Annotated in this window: 21 protein-coding genes; 8 read left to right on the top strand and 13 right to left on the bottom strand. The window is 65.9% G+C overall.

Annotated elements, in window-relative coordinates; all coding sequences use genetic code 11:
• Positions 1–25: 25 nt before the first annotated feature.
• On the bottom strand, positions 26–439 hold the full coding sequence (locus tag DMP03_RS09205) for a hypothetical protein (protein WP_152120384.1): 414 nt from the start codon (positions 437–439) through the stop codon (positions 26–28).
• A 78-nt stretch (positions 440–517) separates the two neighbouring features.
• Between DMP03_RS09205 and DMP03_RS09200 the strand changes: the two genes are divergently transcribed.
• On the top strand, positions 518–970 hold the full coding sequence (locus DMP03_RS09200; RefSeq protein WP_152120383.1) for a peroxiredoxin: 453 nt from the start codon (positions 518–520) through the stop codon (positions 968–970).
• A gap of 37 nt (positions 971–1,007) precedes the next feature.
• A complete protein-coding gene (locus tag DMP03_RS09195; RefSeq protein ID WP_152120382.1) occupies positions 1,008–1,766 on the top strand; it encodes an SDR family oxidoreductase in 759 nt (252 codons plus the stop codon).
• Here DMP03_RS09195 and DMP03_RS09190 read toward each other — a convergent pair.
• Together DMP03_RS09190 and DMP03_RS09185 are read right to left on the bottom strand one after the other, a co-directional pair.
• Positions 1,763–2,164, bottom strand: a complete 402-nt coding sequence (locus DMP03_RS09190) for a hypothetical protein (RefSeq protein WP_152120381.1) — start codon at positions 2,162–2,164, stop codon at positions 1,763–1,765. The genes DMP03_RS09195 and DMP03_RS09190 overlap by 4 nt on opposite strands.
• A gap of 286 nt (positions 2,165–2,450) precedes the next feature.
• Positions 2,451–3,842 carry a signal recognition particle protein Srp54 gene (locus tag DMP03_RS09185; protein ID WP_152120380.1) on the bottom strand — a complete coding sequence of 464 codons (1,392 nt, stop codon included), beginning with the start codon at positions 3,840–3,842 and terminating at the stop codon, positions 2,451–2,453.
• Between the two features lie 123 nt (positions 3,843–3,965).
• Between DMP03_RS09185 and DMP03_RS09180 the strand changes: the two genes are divergently transcribed.
• The gene (locus DMP03_RS09180) at positions 3,966–4,421 is read left to right on the top strand and encodes a ferritin-like domain-containing protein (protein WP_394351036.1); all 456 of its coding nucleotides are present in this window, start codon (positions 3,966–3,968) and stop codon (positions 4,419–4,421) included.
• 40 nt (positions 4,422–4,461) lie between these two features.
• Here the strand turns inward: DMP03_RS09180 and DMP03_RS09175 are convergent, their stop codons facing one another.
• From DMP03_RS09175 to DMP03_RS09130, 10 genes are all read right to left on the bottom strand, one after another.
• On the bottom strand, positions 4,462–4,878 hold the full coding sequence (locus DMP03_RS09175; RefSeq protein ID WP_152120378.1) for a hypothetical protein: 417 nt from the start codon (positions 4,876–4,878) through the stop codon (positions 4,462–4,464).
• Positions 4,879–4,983: 105 nt separating this feature from the next.
• Positions 4,984–6,057, bottom strand: a complete 1,074-nt coding sequence (gene ftsY, locus DMP03_RS09170) for a signal recognition particle-docking protein FtsY (protein WP_152120377.1) — start codon at positions 6,055–6,057, stop codon at positions 4,984–4,986.
• Between the two features lie 3 nt (positions 6,058–6,060).
• Positions 6,061–6,540: a prefoldin subunit alpha gene (pfdA, locus tag DMP03_RS09165; protein ID WP_152120376.1), complete on the bottom strand. Its 480-nt coding sequence runs from the start codon at positions 6,538–6,540 to the stop codon at positions 6,061–6,063.
• The gene (gene rpl18a, locus DMP03_RS09160) at positions 6,537–6,710 is read right to left on the bottom strand and encodes a 50S ribosomal protein L18Ae (protein WP_075937416.1); all 174 of its coding nucleotides are present in this window, start codon (positions 6,708–6,710) and stop codon (positions 6,537–6,539) included. The genes pfdA and rpl18a overlap by 4 nt, the downstream gene beginning before the upstream one ends.
• Positions 6,711–6,758: 48 nt before the next feature.
• Complete coding sequence (locus tag DMP03_RS09155; RefSeq protein ID WP_152120375.1) at positions 6,759–7,421, bottom strand: translation initiation factor IF-6; 663 nt, start codon at positions 7,419–7,421, stop codon at positions 6,759–6,761.
• Between the two features lies 1 nt (position 7,422).
• Complete coding sequence (locus DMP03_RS09150) at positions 7,423–7,698, bottom strand: 50S ribosomal protein L31e (protein WP_152120374.1); 276 nt, start codon at positions 7,696–7,698, stop codon at positions 7,423–7,425.
• Entirely contained in the window at positions 7,695–7,847 is a 153-nt protein-coding gene (locus DMP03_RS09145; protein ID WP_075937419.1) for a 50S ribosomal protein L39e, read from the bottom strand. Before DMP03_RS09145 ends, DMP03_RS09150 begins: the two co-directional genes overlap by 4 nt.
• A gap of 53 nt (positions 7,848–7,900) precedes the next feature.
• Positions 7,901–8,683: a ZIP family metal transporter gene (locus DMP03_RS09140; protein ID WP_152120373.1), complete on the bottom strand. Its 783-nt coding sequence runs from the start codon at positions 8,681–8,683 to the stop codon at positions 7,901–7,903.
• Between the two features lie 64 nt (positions 8,684–8,747).
• Positions 8,748–9,290, bottom strand: coding sequence for an RNA 2',3'-cyclic phosphodiesterase (thpR, locus tag DMP03_RS09135; RefSeq protein ID WP_152120372.1), 543 nt, complete (start codon positions 9,288–9,290; stop codon positions 8,748–8,750).
• 613 nt (positions 9,291–9,903) lie between these two features.
• Entirely contained in the window at positions 9,904–10,437 is a 534-nt protein-coding gene (locus tag DMP03_RS09130) for a 50S ribosomal protein L16 (protein WP_075937422.1), read from the bottom strand.
• A gap of 127 nt (positions 10,438–10,564) precedes the next feature.
• Between DMP03_RS09130 and DMP03_RS09125 the strand changes: the two genes are divergently transcribed.
• The 5 genes from DMP03_RS09125 to DMP03_RS09110 all read left to right on the top strand — a co-directional run bounded on the left by DMP03_RS09125 (position 10,565) and on the right by DMP03_RS09110 (position 14,659).
• Positions 10,565–11,521, top strand: coding sequence for a glutathione S-transferase family protein (locus DMP03_RS09125; RefSeq protein WP_152120371.1), 957 nt, complete (start codon positions 10,565–10,567; stop codon positions 11,519–11,521).
• A gap of 87 nt (positions 11,522–11,608) precedes the next feature.
• Positions 11,609–11,752, top strand: coding sequence for a hypothetical protein (locus tag DMP03_RS14320; RefSeq protein WP_172967101.1), 144 nt, complete (start codon positions 11,609–11,611; stop codon positions 11,750–11,752).
• 55 nt (positions 11,753–11,807) lie between these two features.
• A complete protein-coding gene (locus tag DMP03_RS09120) occupies positions 11,808–12,866 on the top strand; it encodes a DUF7350 domain-containing protein (RefSeq protein ID WP_152120370.1) in 1,059 nt (352 codons plus the stop codon).
• On the top strand, positions 12,867–13,775 hold the full coding sequence (locus tag DMP03_RS09115) for a DUF7282 domain-containing protein (protein ID WP_152120369.1): 909 nt from the start codon (positions 12,867–12,869) through the stop codon (positions 13,773–13,775).
• Positions 13,772–14,659 (top strand): DUF7282 domain-containing protein, encoded by an 888-nt coding sequence (locus DMP03_RS09110; protein ID WP_152120368.1) that lies wholly within the window; start codon positions 13,772–13,774, stop codon positions 14,657–14,659. Before DMP03_RS09115 ends, DMP03_RS09110 begins: the two co-directional genes overlap by 4 nt.
• The last annotated feature ends 16 nt before the right edge of the window (positions 14,660–14,675 follow it).

Raw genomic sequence — 14,675 nt, 5'->3', positions numbered from 1 at the left:
CAAAGGTGTTGCTACCGCTGGAAACTCAAAGCGCCGTCTCGAGGAAGGTCTGTTCGCCGCCGCTGTTGGTCGGCGCGACCCAGACGACTGTCACGCGCATTCCGGACTCGGCGTCCGGCGCGTGGATGCTAGTCGTGTTGCTTGCGGCGAAGGGGAACGTCGGGTCCGTCGTCGCGATACGGCGGCTGGCGACGACGGCGTCGGTGTCGCCGGTCGTGTTCGTGACGGTAATCCGGAGCGCGCCGGTGTTGGTCGCGTCGAGGGTGTCACCGCCCTCGTGGCCGACGGTCACCAGCTCCCCCGTGTCGGTGGCGTTCAGCTCGACGGACAGCTCCCGGCCGTCGAGGTAGTCGTCCGCGGTGTAGGTGACGAGCGCGGCGGTCCCTACCGCTGCGAGCAGGACTGCGAGCGCGACGCCGACCGCGGTGGACCGCTTCATACCTCTTCCGTGTCGGCTCGCCGGCAAAAGCGTATCCGAACCCAGAGTGTTCTTCGGGGCGACACCCGACACTCCAGTATGCTCGAACCCGGCGACGACGCACCAGCCTTTGCACTCGACAATCACGCGGGCGAGTCGGTCGCGCTCCCCACTGAGGGGACGGTGGTCGTCTACTTCTATCCGCGGGCAGACACGCCCGGCTGTACGACCGAGGCCTGCTCTTTCCGTGACGCGTGGAACGAGTACGAGTCGCGCGGTATCGACGTGTTCGGTGTCAGCGATAACCCGGTCGAGGACCTCGCGGCCTTCCGTGCGGAGCACTCGCTGACCGTCGAGTTGCTCTCGGACCCCGACGGCGCGGTGGCGAGCGCGTACGACTCCTACGGCGAGAAGAACGTCTTCGGCGACACCGTCAAGAGAACGTTCCGGAACACGTACGTCGTCCGCGACGGCACGGTCGTCCTCGCGTACGAGGGCGTCGACCCCGAGGACCACGCCGACGAACTCCTCGCCGACATCGATTCGCTGTAGCCGAAAGAGCGACGTAGCTCCGCCGTGAGCCACGGCCATGGAGATTGGCCAATCGATCGACGGGAAGACGGCAATCGTGACCGGCGCGAGCTCGGGAATCGGTGCCGAGACCGCACGCGAACTCGCTGACGGGGGTGCGAACGTCGTCCTCGCCGCGCGCCGCGAGGACCGACTCGACGCGCTCGCGACCGATATCGAGTCGGACCACGACGTGACTGCTGCCGTGGTCCCGACGGACGTGACCGACGAAGGGCAGGTGGAGACGCTCATCGAGACGGCGGTCGAGCGGTTCGGTTCACTCGACATCCTCGTCAACAACGCCGGGCTCGCGGCGGGCAGCGACGTGGAATCGCTTTCGAGCGAGGACTACCACACGATGATGCGCGTCAACTGCGACGGGATGTTCTTCGCGACCCGCGCCGCGCTTCCGCATCTCCGGGAGTCGGCGGGGACCCTCGTCTTCATCGGGAGCTTCGCCGGCCAGTATCCGCGGCCGTTCAATCCGGTGTACGCCGCGACGAAGTGGTGGACGCGCGGCTTCGCGAAATCCGTCTCCGCGCAGGTCGGCGGCGACATGGCGGTGACCGTTATCAACCCCGCCGCCGTTCGGACGGAGTTCGCCGTCGAAACTGACGACGACGCGTTCGACGCCGCGCCGTTCGAAGAGCAGTTCGAGCCGGGCGAGGCGGTCGAGCCGACGGAGGTCGCCGAGGCCGTCCGGTTCGTCGCCACCCAGTCCCCGTCAATGGTGAGCGAACTCGACTTGTACGACCGCGAGAAGCTGACCTTCTTCTAGGCGAGTTCGACGGCCACGGTCTCGGCCGGAGACTCGTTCACCCGCTCGTAGGTCCCGTCCGCGAGTCCGAACACCCGCACGCGGACGAGCAGTCGCTCGTCGAGCGTCGCCCGGAGCAGCAGTCCCTCGCTCGTCACGACGACGTACGGCGGAGCGGCGACGGGGTTGGCGGATAGCCGTTCGCCCGCGGCTTCGACACACTCGCGTAAGACCGCCGGCGCGTTGGCGAGTACGCCCGCCCGGTCGAGCGTCGTCCGATACGGCGACACGACGGTCTCACTGTCGGTCGTCGTCGCGCCGCCCCAGCCGCTCGCGACCGCGTCGGCGCAGTCGATGGCGGTCTGGACCCACTCGCGGCGCTCGCCGAGGAGATGTTCACGGACCGGAGCAGTGTTCATGATTCGTGTTCGCTCGCTGCTCGCTAATCGGTTTGGGTGGTGTAACTGTCGTTGCTCGGCTCCGGAGACAGCACTGCACGCTCGCGTGGTCGGCTCCGTGACCACTATCCGGAACGAGCGCAGCGAGCGACCGATACGTCACGGAGACAGTGGGAAAGCGACGCGCTCCCGGGCAGCCGGCGGTGTACCCGCCGGCGAGACCCCGCCACGTCCGGGGATTACAAGCTGCTCACAACAAGAGAACGGTCGAGGCGAGCGAACGGCAAACGAGTTAGAAAATCGGAGTTCAGTCGCCGAAGGGACCCATGCCGCCGAGACCGCCGCCGCCACCGCCGCCACCGCCCATCTGTTTCATCATGCGCTGCATGTCGCCGTCGCCCATGCCGGAAAACTGGTCCATCATCCGGTCCATCATCTTGTGCTGTTCGAGCAGTTCCCGAATCTGCTCTTCCTCTTTGCCGGAGCCGCGGGCGATACGCTCGATCTGTGACTTCGAGATGGAGCGGGGGTTCTGGAGTTCGTCGTCGGTCATCGAGTCCATGATGACCTCGAAATCGCGCATCCGCTCTTGGGTCACGTCCATGGCGTCGTCGGGAAGCTGGTCTTTCAGCCCGCCGCCGAGTCCCGGAATCATGTCCATCACCTGCGAGAGCGGTCCCATGTTGTTCATCGCCTCCATCTGCTTGCGCATGTCGTGGAGGGTGAACTCCCCGTCCATCATCGACTCGGGGTCCCAGTCGTCCTCGTCCTGGCCAGTCTCCTCCATCGCGCGCTCGACGCGCTCGGTGAGCTGTTTGAGATCGCCCATCCCGAGCAGCCGCGAAATGAACCCGTCCGGCTCGAACCGCTCGATGTCCTGCACCTCCTCGCCGGTCCCGAGGAACGCAATCGAGGAGTCCGTGCGGTCGACGGCCGCGAGAGCACCACCACCCTTCGCAGTCCCGTCGAGTTTGGTGATGGTCACGCCGTCGATGCCGACTGCGTCGTCGAAGCGGTCGGCCTGCTCTTTCGCGCCCTGTCCGATTGCGGCATCGAGCACGAGCAGATTCCGGTCCGGCTCGACGACCGACTCGATCTGTTCGAGTTCGTCGATGAGCGTCTCTTCGAGGGCATGGCGACCAGCGGTGTCGACGATGAGCACGTCCACGTCCGACAGCTCTTCCATCCCGTGTTCGGCGATTTCGACGGGATTGTCGTTGTCCGGCTCGCCGTAGAACTCTACCTCGGCTCGCTCGGCCATCTGTTTCGCCTGGTCGTACGCGCCGGGACGGAACGTGTCCGTCTGGATGACGCCCGGGCGAAGCCCCTTCTTCGAGAACCACCACGCCATCTTGGCGGCGGTGGTCGTCTTCCCCGACCCCTGGAGACCGGCGAGCATGATGGTCTGGTCTTCGAGCGGGAGGTCCGTCGACTCACCGACGAGGTCGACTAACTCCTCGTAGACAATACGGAGGACGTGGTCGCGCGCGGAGGTGCCGCCGGGCGGCTCCTCGTCGAGTGCGCGCTGGCGGATATCCTCCGAGAGGTCCATCACGAGGTCGACCGACACGTCGGCCTGGAGGAGCGACCGCTGTATCTCCTTCACGATGTCCTCGACGTCCTCCTCGTCGAGGCGGGATTTGCCGCGCAGCTGGTCTAAGCTGCCGCGGAGTGAACTCCCCAAGTCGTCAAGTACCATTTGCGTGACCTAGATTACCGACACGGTAAACCCTTTTCCGTCGGGGCGGGGCGGCGGTAGGGTTATCTGCCGGCCGCGCGATAAGTTTCACTGTCAGTCGGCACGCGCCGACGCTCGAAAATTATGTCAGACGAAGTAATCCAGCTACTCCAAAAGGCGTACAGCGACGAGATGGAGACGATCATGAACTATCTCACGAACAGCATCGTCCTCGACGGTGTCCGCGCACAGGAGGTGAAGGAGGGGCTGCGACAGGACGCGACCCAAGAGGAGATTCAACACGCTCAGATGATCGGCGAACGGCTCAAGCAGCTGGACGCGCGCCCGCCGGCGAGCGGTGAGTTCGTCGCCCGACAGGATAGCCTCCAGCCGCCGGAGGACCCGGCTGACGTGGTCTCCGTCATCGACGGCGTCATCAAGGCGGAAGACGACGCCATCCAGACGTATCGGTCGCTCATCAAGGCCGCAGAAGCCGCAGACGACCCCGTCAGCGAGGACCTCGCGGTCGAGATTCTCGCCGACGAGGAAGCACACCGCACGGAGTTCAAGAGCTACCGCCGCGAGTACGGCGACAACTGAGCCGCGCGACGCGTCTTTTGCCGCCGAGCGCCGAGGGCATCTACGCGTGACGCCGCCACCGTGAGGTGAACTCGACGCGCACATCGTCGACGAAGTGGGTCGCGTCCGTCTCCCAGACGACGCTCACGCCCGCAGAGACGAACAATTGGGCTACGTCTGCCGGAACGTTCCACTCGAAGCTGTACTCGCGCCACCCCTCGGCGAGGTGCAGCGGCTCCCGAAGGCCGTCGTACGGCCCATCAGGCAGGGCGGAAGTGTTCTGTCCCGCGTCCGGAAACGCCTGTTTCGTCTCCGGTGGCTCCGGGCCGAGTCGCGCAACGGCGTGGCGAAGCAGATTGAACGACTCCGACTCGCTCCACAACGAGAGGGACACGCGGACGCGGGCCGCGTCCTCGGGCGTCGGAACCTCGTGGGTCCCCCTCGGTGAACGCCGGGTCGTCGGTGTCGTCACTCGCACAGCCAGCGAGCGACAGCGTCGTGAGAACAGCGCCACTGGTAGCGAGTAGCGTTCGGCGGTGTATCTCCCGAACGGGCGTCACAGGCGGGTAAAAAGGTTCGGCAGCTACTCCGTCAGCCGCTCGACGATGACCTCGGGGTCGAACGTCTCCAAGTCGTCGTACCCCTGTCCGGTGCCGAGAAAGAGGATTGGTTTGCCAGTCACTTCGGCAATCGAGATTGCGGCACCACCCTGCGAGTCGGCGTCGGCCTTCGTGAGGACGACACCATCGATTTCTGCTGCGTCGTTGAACTGCTTTGCGCGGTGGGTGGCGTCCTGTCCGGCGACCGCCTCGTCGGCGAAGATGGTCATATCCGGCCCGACAACGCGGTCGATCTTCTCCAACTGCGCCATCAGGTCGTCGGCGGTGTGGAGTCGACCGGCCGTGTCGCCGAGCACCACGTCGACCTCGTTGGCCTCGGCGTACTCGACGGCGTCGTAGATGACGGCCGCCGGGTCACCACCCTGCTCGTGGCTGATGAGCTTTAAATCGAGGGTGTCGGCGTGCTCCTGGAGCTGTTCGTTCGCCCCGGCACGGTAGGTGTCGCCGTTTGCCAACACCACGTCGTAGCCGCGGTCGTCGAGGTACTTCCCGAGCTTTGCAATCGTCGTCGTCTTCCCGACGCCGTTGACGCCGGTGAAGATGATGGTGATCGGCATCTCGTGGGCGGCAATCTCCTCGTCGAAGTCCATCCCGCCCACGTCGATGACATCGAGCATGGCGTTGCCGATGGCTTCCTCAACGACGATTTCGCCCGTCTTCACCTGTGCGCGGGCCGTCCCGACCAGCTCCTCGCGCAGCTGCTCGACGATGTCGCGGGCGACGCTCATCTCCACGTCGCCTTCGAGCAGCGCGAACTCGAGCTGTTCGAGCGGCTCTTCGAGCTCCGCTTCGGTTATTTTCGCCTGTCCGGAGGCGAACAGCTTCGCCCGCTCGGTGAGCGAATCTCCCTTCGGGTTCACTTCCGGGTCGCCGGCGTCGTCCGGTTCCTCGGACGCGTCGGCTGCCGGCGCGTCGGCAGCATCGCCGTCGGACTCCACGGCGGCGTCTTCGGGTTCCGCGTCCGGCTCCGGCTCGTCGGCTTCCTCCTCGACGTCGTCTTTGAACTTGCCGAGCTTCTCCTTCAGGGAGTCGAACATCGCTTACTCCTCGTCGCCGCCTTCCTCGCCGCCAAGCCCGCCCATCTGCTGTTGCATCTGCTGCATCTGCTGTTGTTGCATCTGCTGGGCCTGCTGTTCGAGGTCCTGAATCTGGGCTTCGACCTCGGAGACTTCCTCCTGCAGCTCCTCGATGCGGTCGTCGATGGAGTCGCGCTTGCGTTCGAGCGTGTCGATGGCGTCGTCCTGCTCGTGTTCGGCCGCGTAGCCGCCGCCGAGCGAGACGATGATCTCGTCCATGTCCTCGATGCTGGCGCGGACGTACGCGTCGCCACCGAGTGGAACCTGCACCGTGTCGCCGTCCTCAAGCACGTCGATGGCCTCCGTGGCCTCGTCGATGTCGGACTGCTCGTCGCGCAGCTCCTGGATTTCGCCCTCGATGGACTCGACTTCGGCGTTCATCGCCTCGATCTGCTGTTGGATCTCCTGCATCTGGCCGCCGCCACCGCCACCACCGAGGCTCATGCGTCCACCCCGTCGATTTCGATCTGGGTCCGATTGAGCCCGTGCTGGGAGCCGAGGTTCGCGTAGGTCCGCTCTTTCGCGACCGACTCGTTTTCCGCCTCAATAGCCGTCTCGAACGCCTGCCACCCGTCGCGGGCGACGAATCGACCGCTCACTGTGTATTCACTCATACCTGGAAAAGACCGCGCGAGCGGGAAGTACCTTCCGACCTGCGACGACTACAGATATCCGAGCGCCGACTCGATGCGGCCGAGCTCCGGACCGGTCGTCGACTCACCGCAGACGAAGCCGGCTTCGTTGGCGACGAGCCCCGAACCGACGAGCGCGCCGCCGTAATTGATGGTGCCGATGTCGGCCGGCACGTCGAGGTGGTCCGCGAGGAAGTCCAGCGTCTCGTCGCTCGTCTTCGGGTGACAGAGCACGCCGTCGTTGGTCGCGACCGCCGCCATCGAGACGGTGTTGACGTCGGCGACGGTGCCACGCTCGACGGGCACGTCGAGGGCCGTCTCGACGGCCTTGACCGCCTCGCGGGTCAGGTCCGGGTGGACGTACGCGCCGGCGTCGTTACACAGGACGACGTTGCCAACGGCGTTGATGTTCCCGGGGAGTTCGTGGACCGGGAGGTCCGTGACCTCGCCGATGCGGTCGAGTTCGTTCTGTGTGACGTTGCTGGAGACGAGCAGTCCGTTCTCGTTGCCGGTCGCGAGCGAGCCGACGGTGCCGGACTCGGCGACGGTGGTCGCACACACCGGCACGTCGAGCTCTTCGCCCAGTTGCTCGCGTTGTGACTCGGCCGTGTCGGGGCGGACCAGCAGAACGTCGTCGGTGGCGCGCGCGAAGACGCCGACGGCTGACGAGCCAGAGAGAGCCGCCCGGAGCACGTTATGCGGTCTCCGCTTCGACGACCGTCTCGCCGTCCTCGTCGAATCGCGCCGCGCGAACGCGGAGCTTCGACGGGGGCTTTGCACGACCGCGCTCCCAGATCTTCTCGTTGATGGACGGGTCGAGTCGAACGTCCTCCTCGTCGACGGCGAAGTTCTTTGCGAGGTGCTCGCGGACGATGCTCATCGCCTTGTCGGCGCGAGCCGTCTTCGCTTCCGCCTTCGCGTCGCGGAGCGGAACAGTGACGACACGCTCCTCGAAATCGTTCGCGCTCATTCGTCCGTGTCGTTACGCCGCCAGTTGCGTCGCTTCGGGTTACGGACGGTGTCCTGGTCGGTCTTCATGATGACCCACGCCGGCACGCGACTGTTCTGTCGCTCCAGCTTCCCGAGTCGCTTCTTTTGCGCCTTCGACTTCTTACCCATAGTGCACGAAGATTTGACGCCCGGGCATTTATCCCTGTCCTTTCTCTGCGGAGTCACACGGCCACCAAGAGGAGCCACATTCCCGCCCCGCCGAGTGCGGTTCCGCCGGCGAAGACATCGTAGCCGTTTCGCGCGAGCGGCTTTCCAGTCTCCAGCGCCTCGGGCACGAACTCCACGACCACGAGCGCCACCATCGCCCCGGCGGCGAAGCCGAATCCCACGGGAAGCAGTGGGGCCGCGACCCTGACGAACGCGAACGCGAGCACCGCACCAAGCGGCTGTGGCAGACTCGAGAAAATCGACCAGCCGACCATCCGCCACGGTGAGACGCCCATCTCACGCAGCGGAATCGAGATAGCCACGCCCTCGGGGATGTTGTGGACGGAGATGGCGACGGTCATCGCGACTGCCAGCGGCGGCACGACCCCGGCGTCGAGATTCAGCGCCCCAAAGGAGACGCCGATGGCGATTCCTTCCGGAAAGGAGTGAACGGTCAGGACGCCGAGAATGAGCGCGAGCTGGCGCACGTCGGCGGTCTCGTACTCGCCGGGGTCGAACTCGTGGTCGTCGAGCAGCCGGTGGGCGAGAGCCACGAGCGCGACGCCCACGAGCAGTCCGACCACGACCGTCGTGACCTCACCGTGGGCCAGCCCCTCGGGAACGAGCCCGAGCGCGCTCGCGGTGAGCATGATGCCCGACGCGACACCCCAGAGTGCGACGTTGAGCCGGCGGCTCACCTCCCCGACGAGGAAGAACGGGAGCGCGCCGAGTCCCGTGGCTACCGCCGTCACGAGCCCGGCAACGAACACTAGTCCGAACGCCTGCCACGCGACCACGCCGACGGTACGGTCCCGAGACTCCTGTACCTATCGGATTATCGATAGATTTAGGCGCGCCGAATCACAGCGGAATCTCGGCGACCGTCTCGTACTCCGGCCCGGCTTCGGTGCGCGTCGACTGCGTGAGCTCGACGCCGCCGACTCGAGCCGTTCCGAGCTCCGGGTCGCGTTCGGCGACCACCTCCTGAATCACCGATTTGCTTCGCGCGTCGCGCATCCGCGCGAGCGTCGCGTGCGGCGTGAAATCGTACTCTTCGGCGTCGAAGCCGAGGGCCGTCGTCTCCCGATCGACGTGCTCGTGGAGCGTGGTGAGCTGCTGGCTTCCCTGGGTGATGCCGGCCCAGATGACCGAGATGTACTCAAGCGATGGGAAGACGCCGTAGCCGGCGACGTAGCAGTCGAAAGGCGTGACCTCGCTAGCGGCGACGGCGCGCTCTACCGCCTCGACGACGGCGTCGGGGTCGTCGGTCTCGCCCAGAAATTTGAGCGTGACGTGCGCCTGCGTCGGGTCGATCGGGTCCACGCCCGACATGTTGAGTGGAGTCTGTGCGTCCGCGACCGCGTCGGAGAGCTCGCCGAGTGGGACGGAGACGAACGTTCGCATACCCCCGCTTGGAACTCACCGGCCATAGGTGTCGGCCGTGTGTAGCGTTTCGGTTAGTGTGGTTGTCGCTTGTGCTCGTTCGACGGTCCCGTTTCGTGCTGTTTGAGATGCGTTCACCAGCACAACATCGCTCTCGTTGCTTAGTCTCGGAAAACAGCACCGCGGTGTTTATTTTACCTCCGACAGTCCCGCGACCACTCTCGTTGCTTGGCTCCGGATACAGCATCCGCACCGCGCGCTCGCATGTCGCTTCGCTCCCGCTCGCTGGCCCGCGGCCTCCGGCCGCTCTCCCAACCCTTCCCCGAACCGCACCCGCTCACTCTGTTCGCGGTGCGGTAGGCCACCGCCTCGGTTGCCTGGTCAAGCAACGCGAATGACCGATATGTCACGGCAAGACCGCGACACGTCCAGGGCTTTCAAGCCAGAAGTAACAGGGTAGCCAGCAAGCGACGCGTCCGGCTTTCGAGTTGGCATCAGCTACGGGGCTAAACCCACCAGGTGACACAGCCGAGACACCGAGGCTGGTCACACCCGGAAAAGAGACAAAGCAGTCGGAGCCCCGCCAGAGCGTCGCGACTCACCGGCCAGAGGAAAACGGAGAGAAGTCGCCGGCTTACGAGACGAGCAGTTCCTGGCCGCGCTCGACCTTGATACGGCACGGCGGCGTGACCTTGTTGTAGGCGCGCCGGAACGCGTCTTTCAGCGTGTCGGCGTCCTCCGGGTGACACCACGCGGTGAACAGCTGGTCGCCCTTCTGGATGCGGGCGGCCGTGCCGACGATCTTGCCGAACGCTTGTCGCATCCCGTCAGAGACACGGTCTGCGCCCGCACCCGTCGCCTGCTTGTTCTCGCGCAGGACTTGGTGTGGGAACTTGCGCAGAATCATCTTGTAATCGCCCTCCTCGCCGAGAATCTTCAGCATGCGACGGTTCGCAGAGAGGCGAGACGCCTCGAGCGAGCCGTGGCGAATCTGGACGTCCTCCTCGACGACGAGGCTGATCTGGACTTCGTACTCGTCTTCGTCCTTGTCGGTGCGGCCCATCTTGTACTGGGCGATCTTCGAACCCGGGATGCCCGTGATGTACTCGCGTCGCGTGTACGACGGCTTGTCGATGTCACGGTACATCGAGGCAGGCTTGTCGCTCATATTATCGGAGAGAACGCCGACTACGCATTTGAAGCCTTCGAAACCCCGCGTTGTGGCGTAACGACGCGGTCGACTGGTGACACGCGTGTCGCCACACGCCTATACGGCCCGCGCGTGAATACGGCGTATGGTCAACATGTACGTCGACGGAGAGTGGAAGACGGACACCTACGAGTTCAGCGACGACGACGGCGAGTTCGACCGCTCGCCGACGACGTTCCGCGACGAACTCGGCACCGAGCAGTTTCCCGCCGAGTCCGGACGCTATCACCTGTACATCTCACGGGCGTGCCCGTGGGCACACGGGGCAGCGATGGTCCGCTCGCTGATGGGACTGGAAGACGACATCTCGATGGACATCGTCGACCCGTACCGCGACGAGCGAGGCTGGCAGTTCACCCCCCAGAAGGACGACTGCACCACCGACTCGATCAACGGCCACGACTATCTGGGCGAGACGTACATCGCGGCGGACCCGGAGTACACCGGCCGTGTCACCGTTCCGGTGCTCTGGGACCGCGAGGAGGAAACCATCGTCAACAACGAGTCCATCGAGGTGATGCGTCACGTCTCGACCGCCTTCGAGGGGAACGGCACCGACCTCTACCCCGAGCACCTGCGCGAGGAGATCGACGAGGTCGTCGACGACATCTACGACCCTATCAACAACGGCGTCTACCGCGCTGGCTTTGCCGGCACGCAAGAGGCGTACGAGAACGCCGTCGCGGACCTGTTCAACGCGCTCGATGCCTACGACGAGCGACTCGCCGACCAGCGGTATCTCGTCGGCGACCAGCTCACGCTCGCGGACCTCCGGCTGTTCGCCACGCTCGTCCGGTTCGACAACGTCTATCACACCCACTTCAAGTGTAACGTCCAGCTCATCCGCGAGTACGACAACCTCTGGCCGTACGTGCGCGACATCTACCAGACGCCGGGCATCGAGCAGACGATGAACATGGCCCAGATCAAGGAACACTACTACACCACTCACACCGACATCAACCCGACCCAGTTCATCGGCGTGGGTCCCGACTTCGACTTCCACGCCGACCACGACCGGGCACGCCTCCAGAGCGAGTAGGAACCGAGACGCGGATCGACCACGGTACGCTCACCTGTGGTAATTGCCAACACACTTATTACCATGAGAAGTGTTGACACAGTTGCAATGGGAGATACCAAACGCGGCCGTGAACGAAAAGGTCGGAGCAAGCGCGAGCAGCGTCGTCGAGCGGACATGGAGCGGGCGGCCTCGACACGAGAGGAAGAGCTCGACTTCGACCGGCTCTATGAGGAGGACATCGAGCTGTAGTCACGGCATCGCGTTGGACCAGAATCATTTTTGCCGGCGGTAACTACGTGACGGTATGAATCGCCGGCGGCTCCTCCAGACCGTAGCGGCGGGCACAGCAGTTCTCGCCGGCTGTTCGAGCACGAACACGGAGTCGACAGCAACGGCCACACCCACGTCGACCGGGACGGACGCGGAACTGCCCGGCGGCATCTACGTCCAGTCGTTCCGTGAGTCGATGTCGATGCAGGGGACGGCGGACGCCGGCTCGTACCGGGTCGCGTTCATGTACACCTCGCCACACGTCTTCTGGAACATGACCGGCCGCGAACGGTCGCGGACCCCGCGCTCGGGAGACATCCACGCGATGGCGGTCGTCTGGGACCGCGACACCGACCGTATCGTCCCCGAGACGGGACTGTCGCTCACTATCCGGCGCGGCGGCGACCTCGTCTCGGAGGAGGTCATCTACCCGATGTTGTCCCAGACGATGGGGTACCACTACGGCGGGAACTTCTCGCTCGCCGAGTCGGGAGAAACACCGAGCGACGGTCAGTACACCGCGCGTATCTCCGTCGGCGGCGTTCCGGACGGCGTCGAACTCACCGGCGGCTACGCTGGCCGGTTCCGCGAACCGGCGAGTGCAGAGCTCGACTTCTCGTTCACGGAGACCGACCGCGATGCGGTTCGCTCCGAGTCGATCGAGCAGGCCGGCCAGCCCGGGGCGCTCCGACCGATGCAGATGGAGGGAGTGCCACAGGCGACCGCGCCGGCCGTCGACGCGCTTCCCGGCACGGTGTTCGGGACGCCAAACAGCGACGACGCGATACTCGCGACCGGGACGAGTTCCGCCCGCGCCGACGGCGACGACACCTACCTCTACGTCTCGGCGCGTACCCGCTATCACGGGATGGTGTTGCCCGCGATGGCGCTTTCCGCCGAGCGCGGCGACGGAACAATCGAACTCACCCGGACGCTCGACCCCGACCTCGGCTATCACTACGGCGCGACCGTCGCCCCGTTCGAGTCTGGCGAACAGCTTCGAGTCACCACGGACGTACCGCCACAGACTGCCCGCCACGAGGGGTACGAGCGGGCGTTCAGACAGATGCCGCCGGTGACGGTGACCGTCTGAATGCGGCGTGTCGTCGCCACACTCGCGGTCGTCCTCGTGCTCGCGAGCGTGCCGCTCCCGGTCGCGGCCCACGCCAACCACGTCACCGCCGGCACGCAAGTGTCACCCGACGGCACGCTCGTCGTCGACTCCGTCTACCTGACGAGCGATGGGTATCTGACGGTTCACCGCGACGACGACGGCGAGCCGGGCGAGCGCATCGGCGTGACTGAGGTGCCGGCCAGGAGCTTCCAGCCGAACGTGCACGTCACCGTCGACGAGACGGCGTGGGCGGAGTGGGAACCACAGTCGGTCCACCTCGTTCTCCGGAGCGACGACGGCGACGGCACCTTCGAACCCGACGAGGACCCCGCCATCGAGTCATTCGGCTCGTCCGTCGCTGCGAGTATCACCGTCGCCGCGGGCGAGCGCGCGGTCGTCGCGGCCGACCAGCACTACCTCCAGCAGACCCGCCGTGGCACCCTCGACGTGCGTCACCTCGCCACACCGACGGAGGGGTATCTCGTCGTCACGGACCACGAGACCGGCGAGCGCGTCGGCACCGAGACCATTGGGGCTGGGAGCCACGAGCACGTCACGGTCGCACTCGACGGGAGCGACCGGGGCGAGACCAGACTCGACGCGACCCTCTACCGCGAAGACGAGACGGGCGGTATCGGCGAACCGATTCGCGCCGGCAACGCCTCGGTCGGCGCGACGTTCACCGTCGAGCGGCTCGGCGGCGGTCGACAGGCCGCGGCGACCGCGACGGCGACGCCCAACCTCGTGAGGACACCGAGTGAGCCGACGGAGACGGCGACCGAAACGGCCGGGCCGACGACTGCTACGACGGTGGGGAGCCAGCCCGGATTCGGGCTCCTCACGACAGTGGGCGCGCTTGTACTCGTCGCCGGGAGGTGGCGAGCGTGACCCGACGGCTGCTCGCGGTTACACTCGTCTGCGTGCTCGTCCTCGCGAGCGCGCCGCTCCCGGTCGCTGCACACCTGAACCACGTCACCGCGGGCACGCAACAGACTCCCGACGGGACGGTCATCGTGGAATCGTCCTTCGCGTCGAACGACGGCTACCTCACGGTTCAGCGCGACGACGGCGGCGAGCCGGGCGAGGTCGTCGGCGTCACATCGATACGGAGCCAGCGGTATCGGATCGACGTGGGCGTCACCATCGACGAGTCCGCGTGGGCGAAGTGGGAGACACAGCCAGTGCATATCGTACTGCGGCGCGACGACGGCGACGGCGAGTTCGACCCCGACGAAGACCCCGTCGTCGAATCGTTCGGCTCGGCGGCCACCGAACGACTGACGGTCGCGAAGGGGCCGCGTGCGGTTGTCACGGCCAGCGAGACCCTGCGTCCGGACGCCGAGGGGACGGTGACGGTTCGCCGGGTGACACTCCCCGAGACAGGCAATCTGGTCGTCCAGAACGCCACGACCGGCCGGACGCTCGGAACGACGGCACTCGACGCTGGAACCCACGAATCGGTGACGCTCGCCGTGAACGCGACGGCCCGGGCCGACGCTCGCGTGCTGTTGGCCGACGACGCCGCGGGCGAGTCGCCGATGCTCGCGGGCGAGCGCCCGATTGAGACGAACGTGACGATCGCCGCGCCGCCGGTCACCGGCGAGAGCGCGACGCCGACACCGCCGCTGGTGACGACGCCGAGTGGGACGGCGACGGAGACGGCGACCGACACCCCGCGGCCGACGGAGACGACGGGGAGCCAGCCCGGCTTCGGGCTCCTCGCCGGGGTTGTCGCTGTCGCACTTCTGTTCTTGGGGGTCGGTCGCCGATGACCGCCGACACCCTCTT

Source organism: Halosegnis rubeus (genome assembly GCF_009184545.1).
Classification (GTDB): Archaea; Halobacteriota; Halobacteria; order Halobacteriales; family Haloarculaceae; genus Halosegnis; species Halosegnis rubeus.
Note: the sequence above shows the minus strand (reverse complement) of the source record. Positions and strands in the feature narration are given on the sequence as shown.